This window comes from Colwellia sp. MB02u-14, from assembly GCF_014076915.1.
GTDB lineage: Bacteria > Pseudomonadota > Gammaproteobacteria > Enterobacterales > Alteromonadaceae > Colwellia_A.
The window spans coordinates 222304-242246 of the sequence record NZ_JACGUX010000062.1 but is presented as its reverse complement, the minus strand read 5'-3'; the positions used below and the strand labels follow the sequence as shown (position 1 = coordinate 242246).

General features: G+C 37.1%; 22 protein-coding genes and 1 pseudogene. 14 read left to right on the top strand and 9 right to left on the bottom strand.

The window, feature by feature from the left end; translation table 11 throughout:
* Positions 1 to 51 precede the first annotated feature (51 nt).
* The 9 genes from H4J52_RS05955 to dinG form a co-directional block, all read right to left on the bottom strand.
* On the bottom strand, positions 52 to 1095 hold the full coding sequence (locus tag H4J52_RS05955) for an amino acid dehydrogenase (protein ID WP_182179971.1): 1044 nt from the start codon (positions 1093 to 1095) through the stop codon (positions 52 to 54).
* Positions 1096 to 1325: 230 nt separating this feature from the next.
* Positions 1326 to 1790, bottom strand: coding sequence for a GNAT family N-acetyltransferase (locus H4J52_RS05950; protein WP_182179973.1), 465 nt, complete (start codon positions 1788 to 1790; stop codon positions 1326 to 1328).
* A gap of 20 nt (positions 1791 to 1810) precedes the next feature.
* Positions 1811 to 2977 (bottom strand): cupin domain-containing protein, encoded by a 1167-nt coding sequence (locus H4J52_RS05945; RefSeq protein WP_182179975.1) that lies wholly within the window; start codon positions 2975 to 2977, stop codon positions 1811 to 1813.
* Between the two features lie 243 nt (positions 2978 to 3220).
* A complete protein-coding gene (gene purB / locus H4J52_RS05940) occupies positions 3221 to 4591 on the bottom strand; it encodes an adenylosuccinate lyase (protein WP_182179977.1) in 1371 nt (456 codons plus the stop codon).
* Between the two features lie 49 nt (positions 4592 to 4640).
* Positions 4641 to 5258, bottom strand: a complete 618-nt coding sequence (gene hflD / locus H4J52_RS05935; RefSeq protein WP_182179978.1) for a high frequency lysogenization protein HflD — start codon at positions 5256 to 5258, stop codon at positions 4641 to 4643.
* A gap of 35 nt (positions 5259 to 5293) precedes the next feature.
* Complete coding sequence (mnmA, locus tag H4J52_RS05930) at positions 5294 to 6445, bottom strand: tRNA 2-thiouridine(34) synthase MnmA (protein WP_182179980.1); 1152 nt, start codon at positions 6443 to 6445, stop codon at positions 5294 to 5296.
* A gap of 63 nt (positions 6446 to 6508) precedes the next feature.
* Positions 6509 to 7009 carry an NUDIX hydrolase gene (locus H4J52_RS05925; RefSeq protein ID WP_182179982.1) on the bottom strand — a complete coding sequence of 167 codons (501 nt, stop codon included), beginning with the start codon at positions 7007 to 7009 and terminating at the stop codon, positions 6509 to 6511.
* A gap of 4 nt (positions 7010 to 7013) precedes the next feature.
* Entirely contained in the window at positions 7014 to 7658 is a 645-nt protein-coding gene (locus H4J52_RS05920) for a pseudouridine synthase (RefSeq protein ID WP_310649656.1), read from the bottom strand.
* Positions 7659 to 7661: 3 nt separating this feature from the next.
* A complete protein-coding gene (gene dinG, locus H4J52_RS05915) occupies positions 7662 to 9779 on the bottom strand; it encodes an ATP-dependent DNA helicase DinG (RefSeq protein ID WP_182224391.1) in 2118 nt (705 codons plus the stop codon).
* A gap of 140 nt (positions 9780 to 9919) precedes the next feature.
* Between dinG and H4J52_RS05910 the strand changes: the two genes are divergently transcribed.
* The 14 genes and pseudogenes from H4J52_RS05910 to H4J52_RS05850 all read left to right on the top strand — a co-directional run bounded on the left by H4J52_RS05910 (position 9920) and on the right by H4J52_RS05850 (position 19832).
* Positions 9920 to 12436: a DNA polymerase II gene (locus H4J52_RS05910; protein WP_182179984.1), complete on the top strand. Its 2517-nt coding sequence runs from the start codon at positions 9920 to 9922 to the stop codon at positions 12434 to 12436.
* A gap of 1035 nt (positions 12437 to 13471) precedes the next feature.
* Complete coding sequence (locus H4J52_RS05905; RefSeq protein WP_182179986.1) at positions 13472 to 13831, top strand: hypothetical protein; 360 nt, start codon at positions 13472 to 13474, stop codon at positions 13829 to 13831.
* A 105-nt stretch (positions 13832 to 13936) separates the two neighbouring features.
* Positions 13937 to 14278, top strand: a complete 342-nt coding sequence (locus H4J52_RS05900; protein WP_182179988.1) for a hypothetical protein — start codon at positions 13937 to 13939, stop codon at positions 14276 to 14278.
* A 120-nt stretch (positions 14279 to 14398) separates the two neighbouring features.
* On the top strand, positions 14399 to 14737 hold the full coding sequence (locus H4J52_RS05895; RefSeq protein WP_182179991.1) for an imidazole glycerol phosphate synthase: 339 nt from the start codon (positions 14399 to 14401) through the stop codon (positions 14735 to 14737).
* Between the two features lie 146 nt (positions 14738 to 14883).
* Positions 14884 to 15195, top strand: coding sequence for a hypothetical protein (locus H4J52_RS05890; protein ID WP_182224368.1), 312 nt, complete (start codon positions 14884 to 14886; stop codon positions 15193 to 15195).
* Positions 15196 to 15330: 135 nt separating this feature from the next.
* Entirely contained in the window at positions 15331 to 15660 is a 330-nt protein-coding gene (locus H4J52_RS05885; protein ID WP_182179995.1) for a hypothetical protein, read from the top strand.
* A gap of 137 nt (positions 15661 to 15797) precedes the next feature.
* The gene (locus tag H4J52_RS05880; RefSeq protein ID WP_182179996.1) at positions 15798 to 16151 is read left to right on the top strand and encodes a hypothetical protein; all 354 of its coding nucleotides are present in this window, start codon (positions 15798 to 15800) and stop codon (positions 16149 to 16151) included.
* Positions 16152 to 16268: 117 nt separating this feature from the next.
* A complete protein-coding gene (locus H4J52_RS05875) occupies positions 16269 to 16562 on the top strand; it encodes a hypothetical protein (RefSeq protein WP_182223714.1) in 294 nt (97 codons plus the stop codon).
* Between the two features lie 145 nt (positions 16563 to 16707).
* Complete coding sequence (locus H4J52_RS05870) at positions 16708 to 17043, top strand: hypothetical protein (RefSeq protein WP_182181148.1); 336 nt, start codon at positions 16708 to 16710, stop codon at positions 17041 to 17043.
* Between the two features lie 239 nt (positions 17044 to 17282).
* A pseudogene (locus H4J52_RS19920) lies at positions 17283 to 17483 on the top strand (DUF5992 family protein); the annotation flags it as partial.
* A 136-nt stretch (positions 17484 to 17619) separates the two neighbouring features.
* On the top strand, positions 17620 to 17970 hold the full coding sequence (locus H4J52_RS05865; protein ID WP_182181146.1) for a hypothetical protein: 351 nt from the start codon (positions 17620 to 17622) through the stop codon (positions 17968 to 17970).
* Positions 17971 to 18104: 134 nt separating this feature from the next.
* Positions 18105 to 18449, top strand: a complete 345-nt coding sequence (locus tag H4J52_RS05860) for a hypothetical protein (protein WP_182181145.1) — start codon at positions 18105 to 18107, stop codon at positions 18447 to 18449.
* A 125-nt stretch (positions 18450 to 18574) separates the two neighbouring features.
* Complete coding sequence (locus H4J52_RS05855) at positions 18575 to 18910, top strand: hypothetical protein (protein ID WP_182181144.1); 336 nt, start codon at positions 18575 to 18577, stop codon at positions 18908 to 18910.
* A gap of 574 nt (positions 18911 to 19484) precedes the next feature.
* A complete protein-coding gene (locus H4J52_RS05850) occupies positions 19485 to 19832 on the top strand; it encodes a hypothetical protein (RefSeq protein WP_182181143.1) in 348 nt (115 codons plus the stop codon).
* The last annotated feature ends 111 nt before the right edge of the window (positions 19833 to 19943 follow it).

The following is a 19943-nucleotide window of genomic DNA, read 5'->3' as shown; positions in this document are numbered from 1 at the left end:
TTTTAGCGAAAAAAAAACCGCATAAATGCGGTTTTTTATTTTTAAGACATACTACTTTTTACCTTTTGCTATAATAGCTCTCGCCATTTCATCAGCGACTTGACCGGTAGGTAAGTTTTTCGCTTTGGCCGTTTCAAATACATTCATTAGGGTATGATAGATATTTTGGACTAAACTTGTCGCTTTATCTGCACAGTAAGGTTCTGGATAAATCTCAAGAGCAACATTAATAATACCACCGGCGTTAATGACGTAATCGGGTGCATATAAAATACCTTTCTCTAAAAGTACTTGGTCATGTCGGCTTTCTGCAAGTTGATTGTTAGCACAGCCAGCAATGATCACCGCTTTAATTTCTGCAAGCGTATCATCATTAATTGAAGCACCTAATGCACAAGGCGCATAAACATCAACCTCTTGTTTATAAATATCATCAAGACTGACAATCGTTGCATTTAACTCTGTGGCCGCCTTATCTAAAATTTGCTGATTGATATCAGTAACAATCAGTTTTGCACCCGCAGCGTGAAGTTTTTCACACAATGAATAACCAACACTACCAAGTCCTTGAACGGCAACTTTAATTCCCGTTAAATCATCTGTGCCTAATTTAAACTTAACGGCGGCTTTAATACCTAAGAAAGTCCCTAGCGCAGTAAAGGGGCCGGGGTTACCACTTTTTCCTTCTAAACCTGATACAAAGTCAGTTACTTGGTTAACAACAGCCATATCACCTGTGGTAATATTTACATCTTCAGCGGTGTAATAGCGACCGCCTAAGTTATTTACTGCTCTACCATAAGCTTTGAATAAATCATCTGATTTTAAGTGCTTAGGGTTACCAATAATAACCCCTTTACCACCGCCGAGCTTTAAGCCGGCCATAGCATTTTTGTAGGTCATGCCCTTTGATAAACGCAAAACATCTTTTAATGCTGATTCATCATTTACGTAATCCCAAAAACGACAGCCACCTGCTGCTGGTCCGAGTGCTGTACTATGTACTGCAATGATCGCTTTTAAGCCTGTTGCATCATCACTGCAATAAACAACTTGTTCATGATTGTCGAAATCTACTAAATCAAAAATTGCCACTTCTAAATCTCCACGTAAAAAGTTTTTTAATGTTCTTTTTACTTATGTAATAAGAGTTGTAATGTTTCGGTGCGCACAATAGCATTTAGCCTAATGCTTCGCTAGATGTGGCATCAAAAAATTATTGTCGATTTGTTAGGATAAATGTATAGAATCAAGCACAACAATTAAAAAATAGGCGAAATAACAGCGGTGATTACTGTTTATAAGGGTAATAAATAGTTAGTAAGTCAGTGATTGAAAGCGAAGTTGGTGGATTTACTGACATTGTCAACAGAGCAAACCATACGCTGTCGTGGCATGCCGGCTTCCATAAAAACCGACCCCGCACTGATAAAGTTAAATTTTCTAAAATATTCAACATTATCAAGTGGGCTGTAAATAAAAACCTCATCCAATTTGAGGTCTTTTGCAATAGCGAGTAATCCTTTGACAACCTCTCGGTCGATGTGCCTTTTTCTAAAAGACATTAATACGGCTATACGAGATATTTCTCCGGTAGACAATATCCGGCCGGTTGCAACGGGCTCTTGGGTAATATCATCACAAACTAACACATGAAATGCATATTGATCTTTACGGTCAAACTCAATTTTTCGTGGAATACGCCATTCACAAATGAAAACTTTTTCACGAACATCCCTTAACAATGATGCTGCTTGTTCCCAATTCACTCTACTGACACTAAACGACATTATAGCTATTCCACTTGTTCTTATTCTACATACCAAAGCCCCATATTAAGAACATTAGTCAATAATTTTTCATTTTTCAAATTTATAATTAAACTTTTTACTTTTTCTGTGGTCAAAGTCTGCTGCTTTGTTAAGCAAGTCGCTAATGCGATTGTTTCTTTATCAATTAAGAAACTTTCGCCATTAATATATAAGTAGCTTCTTTCTATTGACTCATCTCCTTGGTGAATAGGAATAATTAAGCTTTTTATACCTGAAACGGGTACTAAGGTATTTTCTGCTTCAGCCAGAATATCACTAAGCTGTTCACTATAGATTGGGGATACTGGCATCAATATTTCTAAGGCGTGATGATTCTGAGTCAGATATTTCCCGATAAAAGGTATAAATAAATTATCGTCGTCTAGTTGTGCTTGCATGAAAACTTTTAATTTCTCAATATCAGTTTGTTCAAGCTGTTCAGGTCGATGGGTTAATGAACGTGCTTTATCAGGAAAACGTGCTTCACCTAGGTTCTCATCGATTAATTTATCAGCAAAGGCTGACCAGAGTTCTTGATTATTGGGTGCCTGAAAGCCAATAGAAAAGTTCATTGAGTTCTCTATTGATACGCCCTTGTGTGGATGATTAGGGGGAATATAAAGTAAATCTCCAGCTTCCGTCACTTCGTCTATTACAGGCGCGAACGTTGAGACCTGTTTCAAATCAGGGTGTGGTAATAACAGTTGAAGTGAACTGTCAGGTGTACCAACTTGCCAACGGCGCTTTCCTTCACCTTGAACAATAAAGACATCATATTGGTCTAAATGAGCACCAACACCCCCGTTGGGTGTCGAAAAACTCACCATCACATCGTCAATACGCCATTGAGGTAAAAAATCAACCGCAGCTAGCAGTGATTGAGTATCTCGAGACCAATTGTTTACCGCCTGCACTAGTAGGGTCCAGTTTTCTTCACCAAATTTATCGAATGACTTGAAAGGGCCATGTTCTACTTGCCACTCGTTATTATTACAGGCAATAATTCGTGATTCTATTTCGCTTTCCATCGCTAAACCCGCAAGCTCATTAGCATCGATAGGGTCGGTAAAATCTTTAAATGCGCCTTTTATTAATAAAGGTTTTTTTTGCCAATAGTCTTTTAAAAATTGCTCAGGCGTTAGGTCGCCCCAATGAATCTTTTGCATGATTTTTTTTCTCTCTTTATTAATACCGTTCATCGACGTGCGTGGATGGACTAATGCCTTGAAAGACAGGATGTCTGAGAAAGGCCTGAACATATACGTTCAATGGCATCCCTGCACATTGATGTGCTAATGTCGCAAAGGCATGGACGCCTAGGAGCTAACATGCCACCACGTTATACCGTTCATCCTGAACATAAAAAGGAACCGCGAGGTTCCTTTTTATTAGCATAAGTCTACATAAAATTAATCTAGTTCGTTAATAAATTCTACTGCACGGCCAATATAGCTCGCGGGTGTCATTTCACATAACTGTGCTTTAGCGGCATCAGGTAGTTCAAGCGTCATAATGAAAGCACGCATTGAGTCGCCATTGACGCGCTTACCACGTGTTAACTCTTTTAATTTTTCGTATGGCTTTTCAATGCCATAACGACGCATCACTGTCTGTACAGGCTCAGCTAAAACTTCCCAGTTACTGTCTAATTCAGCCGCAAGGTTCGCTTCGTTTACTTGTAGCTTACTTATGCCTTTTAACGTTGCGCCGTAAGCTATCATCGCATGAGCAAAACCAACGCCTAAGTTACGTAACACGGTAGAATCTGTTAAATCACGTTGCCAGCGAGAAATAGGTAATTTCTGTGCTAGGTGAGTAAATAATGCGTTAGCAATACCTAAGTTACCTTCAGAGTTTTCAAAATCAATAGGGTTAACTTTATGTGGCATTGTTGAAGAGCCAATTTCACCAGCAATTGTTTTTTGCTTAAAGTGACCCATTGCAATGTAACCCCAAATATCACGATCAAAATCGATTAATATAGTGTTAAAACGTGCAATTGCGTCAAATAACTCAGCAATATAATCATGCGGCTCAATTTGAGTAGTAAAGGGGTTAAATGATAAACCTAATGAAGTAACAAATTCATTAGCAAATTCATGCCAATTAACTTCAGGGTAAGCGGATAAATGCGCATTGTAGTTACCCACCGCACCGTTAATCTTACCCAATAATTCAACATCAGCAATTTGGGCACGTTGACGTTTAAGACGAATATAAACGTTGGCCATTTCTTTACCCAAGGTACTAGGAGAAGCAGGTTGACCATGGGTACGACACATCATTGGAATGGTTTTGTATTCAATCGCTAATGCTTTAATCGACGCTAATATTTTATCCATTTCTGGTAATAAAACGTCAGTACGACAGTCATTGAGCATTAAACCGTGTGAAAGATTGTTAATATCTTCTGAGGTGCAAGCAAAGTGAATAAATTCAGTTACCGCATTTAATTCAGCGTTATCAGCAATTTTTTCTTTTAAAAAATATTCAACCGCTTTTACATCATGATTAGTGGTTGCTTCAATATCTTTAATACGCTGAGCATCTTCTTCATTAAAGCGGTCAACAATCGCATTCAATGTTGCCGTTGCGTCTGAGCTAAAAGCAGGAACTTCAGCAATTTCTGCGGTGGCTGCAAGTTTTTGTAACCAACGTACTTCAACGGTAACACGGTATTTTATTAAACCAAATTCACTGAATATAGGGCGTAATGACTTAACTTTGCTGCCATAACGACCATCTACTGGAGATATTGCACTTAATGCTGAAAGTTCCATAGGGTTTTCCTAATGTTTAAAGTAAGGTTAAAAACTAATTTGAATTTGTTTAACAAGTTCTGAGTAATTGCTCTGCACACTCAACTATTTTTGAACGTGAAAATATGATACTGCGGCGTTGTCCGCCAATTTGTCGCCATAATACACTCGAACGAATACCCGCTAATAAAAGCGCACGTATTTTATGTTGATTGACGGTTTGCTTTAATATTGTAGGATCGCCGGCTACTTGAATTGGCGTTCCAAGGGGGCTGATTAAATCGCTATAAATAGAGGCTAAGCTTGAAACAAGTGTTTCACTGATAATGTCGTAATGCGCTAATTGTCGTTGGCTTTGGGTAATACGTTCACCGAGTGCATTCATCTTATCTTTACTTAAACGGCGCTCTAAACCCAGTAAGCTCACCACATAACGGGTAATTTCAGGGTCTTTGTTTGTTGACTTATTACCTAAATGGTTGACTAACGTGGTTAACCCTGTTTTTAAATGGCTAATTTCACCACCATAAACTTCCATGGTATTTTCTGGAGAGGTGATCATTACGCTATTAAGTAACAAAGCGAGTTCGTCTTCGTCTATTTGCCCACTGCGTGATATTTTTTGTACCCAATAAGCCACTTGGCAAACGGCGGCAAGTGTTAATGTTTGTTCATTTATGCTGTTCATAACTATTTAGTGCTCAACTATTTTATAACGTTCACTTAGCGAATGAGTGTGTTGATGATACCGCCACCAAGACAAATGTTATCCTGATAAAAAACCACGGATTGGCCAGGTGTCACTGAACTTTGGGGTTCATCAAACATCACTAGATATTCACCATCGCTCATCGGTGAAAAGTGGCAGGGTACATCATCTTGGCGATAGCGTGTTTTAACCGTACATTTTACTGGCGCATCAAGAGATTTACGATTAACTAAATGTAACTGATTACCGATTAAACCCTTAGAAAATAAGCGAGGGTGGTTATGACCTTGACCGACAATTAACACATTGCGCAGTAAGTCTTTTTCAACCACATACCAAGGTTCTTCACCCGCATTCGCCAAGCCGCCAATGCGCAGACCTTTGCGTTGACCCAGTGTGTGATACATTAATCCGTCGTGCTCGCCAATAACGTCACCTTCGGCGGATTCAATTTTGCCTGGCTGCGCGGGTAAATATTGTCCTAGAAAATCTTTAAATTTTCGTTCGCCAATAAAACAAATACCGGTACTGTCTTTTTTATTATGGGTAATTAAATCAGCTTGTTCAGCAATTGCACGTACAGCTGGCTTTTCAATATTGCCAACGGGAAATAAGGTACGGCCAACTTGTTCGTCGCTTAGCGTGTATAAAAAATAACTTTGATCTTTATTACTGTCTAAACCGCGTAACATCGCCCATTGCCCATCAATAAATTTACGTTGCACGTAATGACCTGTCGCAATATAGTCAGCGTCTAAGTCTTCACAAGCAAACTCTAAAAAGGCTTTAAACTTGATTTCTTTGTTACACATAATATCGGGGTTAGGGGTACGGCCCGCTTTATATTCGGCCAAGAAATATTCGAAGACATTGTCCCAATATTCCGTAGCGAAATTGATGGTGTGTAGTTTTATACCGAGTTTGTCGCAAACAAGTTGCGCATCTTCTAAGTCTTGTGCAGCAGCACAGTATTCATCGGTATCGTCTTCTTCCCAGTTTTTCATGAACAGGCCTTCAACTTGATAACCTTGTTCAATCAATAAGTGTGCAGAAACAGAGGAGTCAACACCGCCAGACATTCCAACAATAACTTTGGTGTCGCATGGTGCTTTGGTTTTAGGCGCAGAGTTTTGGCTTTCAGCGCTCGATGATACTTGTGATGACATTAAAACTACAAATCTAAAGAAAAAGGCGAAAAATTATAGCATGTCAAGATTTTGCGGCATAGATTAAAGATTGGATTTTAATGAAGATAATGATATTTTTTTTCCACTTTTCAAAATGGATAAGTAATCTTCAATGCATTCTAAAACCAGTGTACTGCGTAATTGTGATGATTTTTCTCTTATTTCTTCAAAGGTTAGCCAATGAGTGGCAATAATCTCATCATCTTGTGGGGAACTTTGCAGAAATTCATTAAGTTCGATAACAAAACAAAAACGCAGGTAGTAAAGATTAATTTCAGCTCGGTGAAAGTAATAAATACCTGAAACGTAATCAGGTGTTAATGTTAATCCTGTTTCTTCAAGTACTTCTCGTTCAATAGCACTGATTAAGTTTTCATTAGCCTCTAGATGCCCAGCAGGCTGGTTAAAGACTTTTTTACCGTTTTCAATTTCTTCAACCAATAAAAACTTATTTTGATGAGCAATAATAGCAGCAACTGTGGCGTTGGGTTTAAATTGATTTTCACCATGCGCGTTATTGATGCTATCAACGGTTAACGTCATTATCTTATTCACCTTTAATTTGTTGGTAATGACCATTTTCGATACCATTAAGGGTATATTTGCCTATGCGGTAACGAATAAGTCGTAGTGTTGGGAAATTAATAGCCGCAGTCATTCTGCGGACTTGTCTATTCCTTCCTTCCGTAATAGCGATGCTCAGCCAAGTGGTTGGAATACTCGCCCGTTCTCTAATCGGCGGGTTGCGTGGCCAAAGATCTGGCTCGGCGATTATTTTTACGTGTGCAGGTAAGGTTTTACCATCTTTTAATTCCACACCCTCTCGAAGCTTTTGTAAGTCAGACTCTTGTGGAGCTCCCTCGACTTGTGCCCAGTAGGTTTTTTCGGTTTTTTCTTTTGGGTTAGCCAGTTTATGTTGCAATTTTCCATCGTTTGTTAGTAACAATAATCCTTCACTGTCACGGTCTAAACGGCCCGCTGCATAGACATCTTTTACCGGAATAAAGTCTTTTAAGGTTTTACGCTGTTGGTCGTCAGTAAATTGTGAGAGCACATCAAACGGTTTATTAAAAAGGACCAAAACTCTATCGGCAGGAGCAGGGCGAGGCTTAACTTCTTTTAATGAACGGCTCTTCGATAGTCGACGATTGGTTGAGTTTGACGCTTTTATCGTTTTAGTGAAATCAGTCACAGTTTATCCTTTTGAAATAATTCGATATGGGGGTAAAGAATCAAGTAATTGTTTACCGTATCGTTTGGTGACTAAACGTTTATCCATTAAGGTGATAATACCGGTATCTTTTTCATTGCGCAGTAAACGTCCTGTTGCTTGAATTAGTTTTTTTGATGTTTCTGGTACCGAAATTGACATAAAAGGATTCCCCCCTTTAGTGGTAATGTACTCAGCTTGGGCTTCTTCAACCGGAGAGGTAGGAACAGAAAACGGTAATTTAGTAATAATTAAATTCGTTAAATATTTACCTGGTAAATCTAAACCTTCAGAAAAACTTTGCGTGCCAAAAATGATACTGGTTTTATCTTCATCACAGCGCTTTCTATGGGCCTCTATTATATGCTGACGTGACTGCTCACCCTGAACTAGAATCTCCATTTTGTGCTGCTCTCGTAAGGCTTTAGCGACTTGTTCCATTTGCCAATACGAAGAAAATAGCACTAAACAGGCTTTTTCTTGCTTAATTAATGCTGGTAACTCATTAATTAATTCATCGGTGAACTGAGGGCTACTTGGCTCATTTTTCATTTTAGCGATAACAAGTTGCGCATTGTTTTGATAATCAAACGGTGAGTCGACTTTTTGATATTGGGTGCCATCATTCGTTTGTAAACCGACCTGGCGTCGAAAATGCTCAAACGAATTCAATGCTAAAATAGTGGCTGAACATAATACCGCCCCTTCACATTTTGACCAGAGAATATCTTCAAGGGTAAAGCCCACTTCAATAGGGGAAGCCGACACTAAAAAGTCACTACGTTTGCCTGTCAGTTTTTCGAACCACCTTGCCATTGGAGCGCCTTTCTCACTGTCTGTTTTGGCATACATTTTCCATAGCGAGTTGAAATTTTCTAATCGTTGGATCATAAAACCCGCTTCTGCAAGTAAGGGCTCGGCAACAAACATTTTACACTCCCCGTCTTTCACTGACTCCATCAATAAATTATAGAGTTTGTTGCAATGTCCTAAACATTTTTTACTGAGCTCTGCTAAATCTTTAGCTGAGTTTTTTAAGTTCGGTGGAACGATTCCGTTTTCAAAACGATATAATGCCGCCTCGTCATCACGAGAGAAACGGCTATTTTCTTTAGCTTTTTCATTGAAATATAACGCCTGATTGTTTTCGATAAAGCTCGCTACTTTTTGCATTTCCATTAATAAATCTTGGCAATCGTCCCCTAACTTTAACGAGGGTGAAATGGCCGAAGTCGACTTTATTAATTTTGCCATTTTATCGCCGGTTTCTTTTAACTTAGTTAGCCAATCAATAGCACCTTTAATGGCAACATTCGCACTTGAATGATCACGGGTTACTTTAGGCAGATGATGTGCTTCGTCAATAATGTAAAAAGTGTCTTCTGGCGAGGGTAAAATAACACCTCCACCAAGCTCTAAATCAGCCAGTAATAAACTATGGTTAATGACCAACACATCGGCAGACTCCATGGTTTCTCGCGCTTTATGAAAAGGGCAATGGGTGTGATCGGCTAAATGTTTTAAACAACTGTGTTTGTCACATTGAATTTGTTGCCATAAATGATGAGGGATAGGGTCAGCCCAAGAATCTAGATCGCCTTGCCATTTATTATCCGTTAACGCTTTATGTAAATGATGTAATAGCTTTATATCCATGGCATTAGGTTTTTGCGCAAAGGTGAAACCGGCCTGAGGTGAATCGTCTTGACTCACAGCAAGCGCTAATTTTTGCCGACAAACATAGCGTTGGCGACCTTTGACTAAGGTAAAATTAAAATCTAAGCCTGAATGTTTCTTTAAGAAGGGTAAATCTTTATCCACTAATTGTTCTTGTAGCGCAACTGTTGCAGTAGAAATACAGACCTTTTTTTGACGTGACATCGCTAACGGAATAGCGCCTAATGAATAAGCCAAGGATTTACCCGTACCGGTGCCGGCTTCTATGATAATAATTTTTCGCGCTTTATCGTATTCTCCCGCAAAAGTTTTAGCTATTTCGGCAATCAAAAAAGTTTGCTGTTTTCTTGGATGAAAGTTTTCTAAATTTTCACCAATGGTTTTATACGATGTGCGAATTGCTACTTTAATTTTATCGCTTAGCATGCTGTTAGCCATTTAGGGTTCATTAGGTTATATACACATTCCAGTTAAATAGGCTGAATCCTGTATCTTCAAATAGGATGAGTATATACTGCTGTATATATTAACAGTTTATCGTTATCCGCAACGAATTAAAATAATTAATGTCATTAACTGTAGAAAAATTAACGCCTAGCTTGAATTATGGCTTTTTATTAACCCGTCAAGCCTATGATACCAAACAAGGTATCGAATTGTCTTTATGGGTTAAAACCCTCCAAGGTGCTGTTAATGTTATTGTGCAAAATCAACAGGCATTATTTTTTGTTGAACAAACGCAGCAAGTACACGCGCAAAGTCTCCTGTCGGAGCAGCGAATAGTAACGGCTAAAGTTACCCCGCTTGCGCTTAAAACCTTTAATCAGCAACTCGTCAGTGGCTTTTATTTTTCAACGATGCGTGAATTCTATCGCGCACGCGATATTTTAAAACAAGCCCAGATAAAATGCTACGAAGACGATTTTCGCCCCGATGAACGCTTTTTAATGGAGCGCTTTATTACCGCTGGTATTGAATTTATCCCTCGGTTAACAGCTTTATCGATAACCGAATCTGCCAAACAGTATTCACAGACTAACTTTGCTACCTTTTATAGTGACAAATGCCGTGCAACGAATAAGACTCAGTTACTTGATGATATTGCGTTAACTATGGTATCACTTGATATTGAGTGTTCAATGGCCGGGGAGCTTTATTCTATTGGCTTACATTCGCATAAAATGTCTGATGGTAAGCCGATAAAATGTGTTTTGATGATCGGGGATCACAATAATGTCTTAGCAAAAGCAAAACAGTCAACATTATCTAATGAAGAAGCCCGCGAGATCGCTGAGCACATCGTTTGGGTCGACAATGAGCAAGCGCTTTTAACGGCGCTTATCGCTTGGGTAAGGGTCCACGACCCTGATATCTTTATTGGCTGGAACGTCATTAATTTCGATTTTAATTTATTACAAAAACGTTGCGATATCCACAACATTGCCTTTAACATTGGCCGTAATTACCAGTCGCCACGGTGGCGTACCCGATCTGCAGGGGGGAGCCAAAATGAACAAAAATTTATTGATGTCGCTGGCAGAGTGGTACTTGATGGCATTGATTTACTCAAAAATGCCACCTATAATTTTGCTAGTTTTTCTCTCGACTTTGTCGCGAATGCCTTATTAGGCAAAGGAAAGAAAGTCGATGATGTTGAAAATCGAATACAAGAAATAAACGACAACTTTCATCATGACAAACTTGCCCTTGCCGCTTATAACCTTGAAGATTGTCGTTTAGTTACGCTCATTTTTGAACAGTCTTTATTACTTGAATTCACCCGCTTACGCGCAAAATTAACGGGCTTGTCAATAGACAGAATTGGCGGATCTGTTGCCGCGTTTACTAACTTATATTTACCTAAACTTCATCGTAGTGGCTATGTTGCGCCCAATATGGGTGATGGTTTGCAAGGGCTGGTTTCCCCAGGCGGTTATGTGATGGACTCCGTCCCAGGGTTATATAAGAATGTGCTCGTACTTGATTTTAAAAGTCTTTACCCCTCTATTATTCGAAGTTTTAATATTGATCCTATGGGTTTGATTGAAGGACTAAAATCACCCAAAAACAGCATTAAAGGCTTTGATGGTGCTTATTTTTCTAGAGATAAACACTTCTTACCTGACATTATTAACGAACTTTGGTTAGAGCGAGATATCGCTAAAAAAGATAAAAATTCGGCCTTGTCGCAAGCAATAAAAATTATTATGAATTCATTTTATGGCGTACTAGGTTCAACAGGTTGTCGGTTCTTTGATCCCCGTTTATCGGGCTCGATTACCAAGCGTAGCCATGAATTATTAAAGACGACTTCGCTGTGGCTGGAAAATGATGGTTATCAGGTGATTTATGGCGATACCGATTCAATTTTTGTTCATGTTGATGAAGATAAAACAGCCGAGCAATGCCAAGTCTTAGGTAAATCGTTACAAGATAAGATTAATGTTCGGTGGCAAGCAACGCTCAAAGAAGAGTTTTCAATAGAAAGCCAACTTGAAATTGAGTTTGAAACCCATTTTAGTCAATTTTTAATGCCGACTATTCGCGGACAAGAAGCGGTTAAAGAACAAAGTAAAGTAGGTACTAAAAAACGCTATGCAGGTGTAGTCAATGGAAAGCTACTCTTTAAAGGTCTAGAAACGGTTAGAAGTGATTGGACAGAGCTTAGTAAGATATTTCAGCAAGAACTTTACCGGCTAATATTTAATGAAGACCCTGTTGACGATTATATCAAAAATATAGTCGATGAACTAAAGCAAGGCCTTCATGATGACAAACTTATCTATAAGAAAAAGATTAGACGTAGCTTGCCCGATTACGTGAATACACCACCACATGTTAAAGCAGCCTTAATTGCAAACAGCAAACTAGAGGGAGAGGGCAAAAAGCCTAAATACACTAACAGAAGAACTATTCGATATGTTATCACTCTTGATGGCGTACAGCCTTTAGAATACAACGAGAGCAAACTTGATTATGACTTTTATGTAGAGAAACAAATAAAACCCATTGCTAATGATATATTGCCCTTTATAGGTAAAGACTTTGATGCAATAACCAGTAACCAAATGGGGTTGTTTTGAAGTAAATGACTTTAGACTAAAAAATTAATAATTCCCCATAATCGTTAAGCACTACTTTTTATATCAATCTTCAATTTTGCCTTTATATTAACGGTTACCTATTCCTCAAGCTCATTAAATTATTGTAAATAAATCGTGCATCATGTTTAGAACGATCATAAAGCAACTTTATTGATTTAGCTATTTAGACGGCTAAATGAATTTTATGCTTTAGGATGAAAAATCATGATTAACGATACCAAAATAGTCAATGCTGGACGAAAATCAAAATTGTAGTGGAATGGTTAATTTGGCCTACTAATAAAAGGTATCTCAGTTGGAAAATTTAAAGCTTGGCCAAGACTAGTTAACTGCTACACCTTCTGTGATGATATCGAACAAAGTTATTTATACACCTGAGAGTAATACAAATAACTTGTTTAATGAACAATAAAGTTCTTTACTAAAGCTTTTTTATTTCTTTGAATTTTATTAACAATATTTTAATGTTCACTTTGTGCGCATCAATGTCATTAACTAGCCTGAAAAATAAATCATAATTCACAGTTTTATTTGAGTTTTTAAACGTAAATTTAGAGTGTACTTAAAATAGCCACTGAATATTTATAAGCTTATTTTTTTGTAAAGTTCACTGATAACTAAAATAGCAGATGAGTAAAGTTATTAGCTGTATTATCTACTCAGTTGTTCATATCCTAAGTCTGTTTTATTTTCAAACTATGTGCTCTCCTGACATTAGCTTAGAGAACATATCAATATAATTTATAATGTTTATTTCCTTTATTTTTAATTGTGACTTTTTTGTTTATATATTGTTATTTTTTATGTATTATTAAGTGTAGATGTATTTTGTTACATATCACTTCCATTCATCCATTTACTTTGAGTGTTGTCGGTGGTTTTTGTGTTCTTAATTAACACTACTGCTAACAAACTGTTCAAGCGTGACAAAGTACAGTTGGCTAGTTCCACTTCGCTCAAGCTTATCCCACAATTTTTAACCCGCTAATTGGGCGTTGGTTTATAAGGTTTTCGATGAAATTTAAAATATTAGCTTTATTATTAGTAAGTTTTAGTTCTTTTGGATCTAATTGGACAGTTTCACAAACAACTTTACATCATGTTCAAATTGGATCTGCCAATTTGATGTATATATCTTTTGATAAACATGCCAATGTTTCTCAAATTACATGTGGCGGTTTACCTGTGAAAAATTGGGCAGCTTTACCTCTAGATTTAACAAGTCCTAAGGTACAAGCCCTAATTAGTTTGGCTTTGAGTGCCCAAGCCCAAAGTATAAAGGTTGATTTAGGCGGCCCAGGAACTTGCCAAAAAGGTGCATACCCAACTTTGGATTATATACGGATTGGCCAATATACTGGACCTGTAAAATAAAGCATGAAATTCATCCAAAAAGGGCAAAGGGTCATGGGCGTTAGCAATATTTAAAGGTGCAGTTGCACATTTGGCGACACTTTTATTTTAATTTATAGGGTAATAATGAAAATATCTTTCTATTTATCAATAATTTTAATTTTTATATCGAGCACTGCTTTGGGAGCAAGAGTCGATGCTACCGGCGAAATTGGTGAAATTCGCTACCATATAAATGAAGGGACCTTAGCGCCGGCTTGGAATAAAACCATTTGGTTTCAGCTAATCAATTCAGATAAAACTTTTTGTACAAGTAATAAAGTTAGCATTAAAGACGGTGATGATATGGCTGTTTCAATGTTACTTGCAGCCAAGATGGCTAATAAAAAAGTACTAATTACGCTAGAGGATACAATTAAGTACCCAGCGGGAACGTATTGTCTTTTACAATATATAACAATTAAGTAAACATATTGTTAACAGTAATTCAAATGTATAATGATAGTTGCTGTTGTTCGTGCATCACACACCTAGCCAGCTATTACTTACCGCTTAATATAGGCATTAGAATTTAATTAAGGTTTTACTATGAAAAAAATGTTTTTTCTTTTATTTCTGTTTCCAGCTATTGTGAATGCAGCACGTTTAGATTGCGGCATGGCAACTATAAAAAATTTATACGTGCAGGGAGAAAGACAAGATAGTGGGCTTCATCAAAACTCAGTTCTTCTCACGTTGGAAAATGACAAAAGTTCAGCTTGTAGTAATGTTACATTTGCTATGATGAAAAATACCGAACCCGCATATGGTGGAATAGTTTCGATGACTCTTTCGGCATACACAACAAAAAGTAAAATTCGTGTTGTGGTTAACTCAAAAAATCTTGGGAGTGATACTTACACTATAGAGTGGGTCAATTTTCAATAGCCAGTCCATACAAGTAGTTCAAACGGAGTGAAATAACAGTTGGTTATTTCACTCTTTTTAATATTTTTACCAACAATTATTTACCTTTATTTGGGGGTATTTATAGTATTTCAAAAAAAGGAAGTTATATGTTCAAGTGTTGTTTAATGTTTTTTTTAGTTTTTTTTTCAGGAGTAACCTTTGCTAACACTCCTATAGGACAGCGGACAGTTTCTAAGTTAATGTTCCATGATTCAGGAAATCTATATGTGTTTTTCAACGGGACGACTACGCATGGAGAAACATGTGATGATAAATCAATTTATGTATTACCAAATGCTCATAAACACTTCTCTGAAATATACTCAGGATTACTTGCTGCAATGCATGCCAAAGCAGCTGTTAACGGTTATGTTAATGGATGTGTTGACGTTTGGGGTAAAACTAAGCCAAAAATAACAAGAATAGATTTATTGTGAGATAAATAAACATATAAGCCATATCCGCAGGACTAAAAACACTTGGTTAGGTATCGCAGCGCTTCACATTTTAGCCAACTGCAATTTCCCACTTAAAACGGCGTTAGCTTTTTAAATTAACTCAGAGATATCTCAATGAAAAATATTATCTACACCATTCTATTTTTAGTATGCACATCAACTTTTGGTTCTGCGAATGCAGCATCGGGAGTAAGTACCGGAAAAATTACTACTATTCATTGGTATGAAGGCCACACAGGGGTTTTAGTTAAACAAATAGGAATGTCTGATTTAGGAGGATGTGGTCGTGCAGATTATTATATACTTGATGATACACATTCTTATTTCAACGAGATTTACTCGCTAATCCTTTCTGCTCATATTTCATCACAATCACTTTCGCTAAGTATAGATGGCTGTATTCAAGGGATATCAAGAATCAAGCACATCACTAGCAGTAAATAAAAGTTAATAAAAAAATCAACAAATAACCGTGGTTTTTGCTCCTTCGTCGCTTATTTTAACTAACTATTATTGACCTCTTAGTGAGGTGTTATGTGTTTATTCACTGTCAAGCTACTTGTTCAAAACTATGGGTAATTATGAAAATATTAATATTAGGTTTATTGAGTATTGCATTCACTGCTCAAGCAGAGACATTTAAAACAACAAAAATTGTTGAGTTTAAGTCTCATGCTGCACCTTATTACACAGAAGGGAATATATGGAGTGATGTGACATGGATTACTTTAGAAGGGGTGACTTCTGTAGGGAATATTTGTAAACCAACAGCCTGGTCAAATGGTTTAGCACCATTTTATATCCGAAATAGTAATGCGGGACTCTTATCTTTAGCGTTAGCAGCCAAAATGGCAGATAAAACCGTAATGGTAAATGTTAATCCTTTAGCTCCTATCATAGGTGGTGCTTGTAAACTGGAATATATTGGTATTTAAATCACACATAACAATAAGTTCAAACGGAACAAAAACAGTTGGTTAGATTCCGCTTCGCTACACATTATAACCAACTGTTTTGTTCGCTTAAGTGGGCGTTATACGCAAGGATGATCAATGTCATTTAAATCTACGTTTGTTTTTATTTTAATTTTGGTAACTTCAGGTTGCTCCTCTCGTGGTGCCGAAGAGGCTGGTTGCAATTTTACTTCCGGCTCTACTTATAGTGAGCACGATAAAGAAAGCTCTTGGAGCTCTGATTTTATTAGCGATATTTTTGTTGGTTTGTTTAACGTAGTAGTACAAGGTGCCCACAGAAATATTTCTCCCGAGACTTATAATTCATGTGCTAAGCAGGATGTAGCTACTAGCATAGATCCAGATGGTAATATAAAAAATAATGTACGTTAACGAAATAGCTAACGTTAGGTGGTATTTGCGTATAACAACAGCCATTCAATGATGACAAATAACAGTTGGCTATTTGCTCCTTCGTTGTTTATTTTAGCCAATTATTATTTGCCTCTTAGTGGGCGTTAGCTTTATAGGACATAGCATGACCAAATTAACTAAATTATTCTTTTACTCTTCATTCTTTTTATCAACTAATGCATTAGCCTCATGGGATGGCACGGTTGCTGGAAAAATCAATTCAATAGATGTTGCACCAGGGCAAAATTATGGTTTTAGAGTTTCATTAATCAACAGCCCAAAACTTTGTGGAAATAATCATACATGGGCATATTTAAATGAATCTGATTCTAATTATAAAACCTTCGTAAGTGTTCTTTTAGCAGCAAAAATGGCGGATAAGCAAGTAGTTCTATATACAAACCATGAAAACTCATCAGGGCAGAGTTACTGTCATATCGGATATATGGTGCTCAAGTAAAGCTAACAAGGCATTCAAGCAGGACAAATAACAGTTGGTTTTTGCTCCTTCGTCGCTTATTTAAACCAACTATTATTTGCCCATTAATGGGGCGCTATGTTTAATTAAGGATTTTGAAGATGAATAAAAGGTTAGTGACTCTGTTAGCAATTGGCTGTGCTTTTAACTCTTTAGGAGGAGAGCTCACAAAGGGATCTACTGTCTTAGAAGTTGCGTCAAATGGATAAAATGCAGCTAACTTTGCTGTTAAGGTTACAGGAGGTACAGGTTTATGCTCTGGGTGGATATACTTTCCAGAGGTAAAGGTATCTTCTATTACAACATATAATCAATCGTTTACATTAGCTACAATGGCATTGGCTGCGGATAAAAAAGTTAGAATACATAACTATTCTGATAATTCTTGTACAGGTGCTGATTTTATATCAGTAAGTAAATAAACATACAAGTTACTCAAACGGTCAAATGACAGTTGGCTTTCTGTTCATGTCTCACTTATTTTAGCCAACTATTACTTGCCGCTTAATGTGGCGTTATATTTTTCCAATAGACTTACGTATTTATTTAGGATTAATTATGAAAGAAATTATTATTACGATTGCTAGCTTGATGATTATCAATAGTGTGTCAGCTGCTGAATATTTTAGAGAAAGAACAATAGTAGGTGCTGGTGTTTACTATAGTGGTACAAAAAGTATCTTATTTGTTGATATTGACGGCGATAAATCTACGATGTCTTCATGCGCAACTACGAAACGTTTTGCCATTGATAGTAACACACCTAATTTTAAAGAAATGGTTAGCATAGTGATGACCGCATATGCAACAGGTGAAGAATCAGTAGATCTTATAGTAAATACTACTTGTAATCATTGGGGCAACGCTCAAGATCTATTGGGGATCAAAATTGGAAAAATGCCTTGGTAGCCCTAGCTGCTAAAAATATAACAAGTCAATCAAAAAGACAGTTGCCTATTTTCTCTTTCGTGGATTAGTTTAGCCAACCATTATTTGCCTCTTAATGAAGCGTTATTTTTATAAATCAATATGGATGTATATCAATGAAAACCTATGTAAAAAATATGCTTTTATTTAGTTTGATCTTGACCCCTGTAATTTCTCAAGCAGCGGAGGCAGGTTGGACTGTTTCTTCAAAAGTAGTGAAATTAGTTGTGACTCAAAATGGGGGGATAAATGTTCGTTTATCACCTGAGTTAAGTGGCTGTACTTCACAAAGTGGATATGGAGCTAAATATGCTTCTATATATCATACTCACCCTGGAATAAAGGCTATTCATGCCAACCTTCTTGCTGCATATATGAGTAATAAGGATGTTTCTTTGTGGTTAAAAGATGCTAATTGTACCGTAGGGGAAATGACTCTTGGAGGTACTCATTCCTCTTAAAATGGGGTAAATAAATATAAACCGTTCAAGCAGGACAAATAACAGCTAGCTATTTGCTCCTTCGTCGCTTATTTTTTTCAACTATTATTTACCTCTTAATTGAGCGTTATATTTAAGGTGTATCAATGAGAATATTGTGTCTATTTCTAAGTCTTGTTATTTCTAGTTACTCTTTTGCTGGAGCTTCGTTTACCGGGACTATTAATAAAGTAGTTTGCCACACAACTGGAATCAGCCAGAACTGTCAAATACAAGTTAATGGTGCTATATCAAGCCAAACTTGTGGTACTAGTTCATGGAGATTTACTTTTGATGGATCAACTAATGAAGGGAAAAATATTCTTTCTATTTTGTTGGCTTCTCAAGTTTCAAAGCAGACTATTACATTAGGTGGAACAGGACAATGTAGTCTTGCCTCAACCTCAGAAGATTTAAGGCATGCTTATATTACGACAAATTAAATATAACAAGAAATTCAACAATGATAAAAAAAGTTGGCTGTTTCACTCAGCTACACTTTTTAGCCCATTGCAATTTTCCGCTTAAAACGGCGTTAGCTTTCTAAATTAACTCAGAGATATCTCAATGAAAAATATTATCTACACCATTCTATTTTTAGTATGCACATCAATTTTTGGTTCTGCGAATGCAGCATCGGGAGTAAGTACCGGAAAAATTACTACTATTCATTGGTATGAAGGCCGCGCAGGGGGGTAGTTAAACAAATAGGAATGTATGATTTAGGAGGATGTGGTCGTGCAGATTATTATATACTTGATGATAAACATTCTTATTTCAACGAGATTTACTCGCTGATCCTTTCTGCTCATATTTCATCACAATCACTTTCGCTAAGTATAGATGGGTGTATTCAAGGGATATCAAGAATCAAGCACATCACTAGCAGTAAATAAAAGCTAATAAGAAAATCAACAAATAACCGTGGTTTTTGCTCCTTCGTCGCTTATTTTAGCCAACAATTATTTACCCATTAATAGGGCGTTAAGCAAACAAGTTAAATTAAGGTGTTTATAAATGCAAAAAAAAGTAATACCCGCTATCGTCTTCTGTACTTTTACTTCGTTATCTAATGCCACGGAACTAAAGGTCGGACCACAACAAGATTCTTTATACCCAACCGCATTTTATCTAGAGCCAGGAGATGGACTTTATGTGGAGTTTCAAAGTGGCAGTATGCCAGGTTGTAGTCACAACAAAGGTGGGCGATTAGCAAAGGCTAATCCAAATTATAAGGAATTGTATTCACTTATGTTAACTATGATGGCGAGTAAAACATTCAAAGGGACTGTGAGATATAAAGAGACAACTAGTAGTGGTTGGTGGCATTGTTCTATTGAAGGGCTCAATGTATTTCCTAAATAAATTTGTTACTTTGCCATACAAGCCATCCAAGCAGGACTTTGACAATTGGTTAGGTTCCGCTTTGCTTCACATTTTAGCCAACAATTAAAAGCCTCTTAATGGGGAGTTATG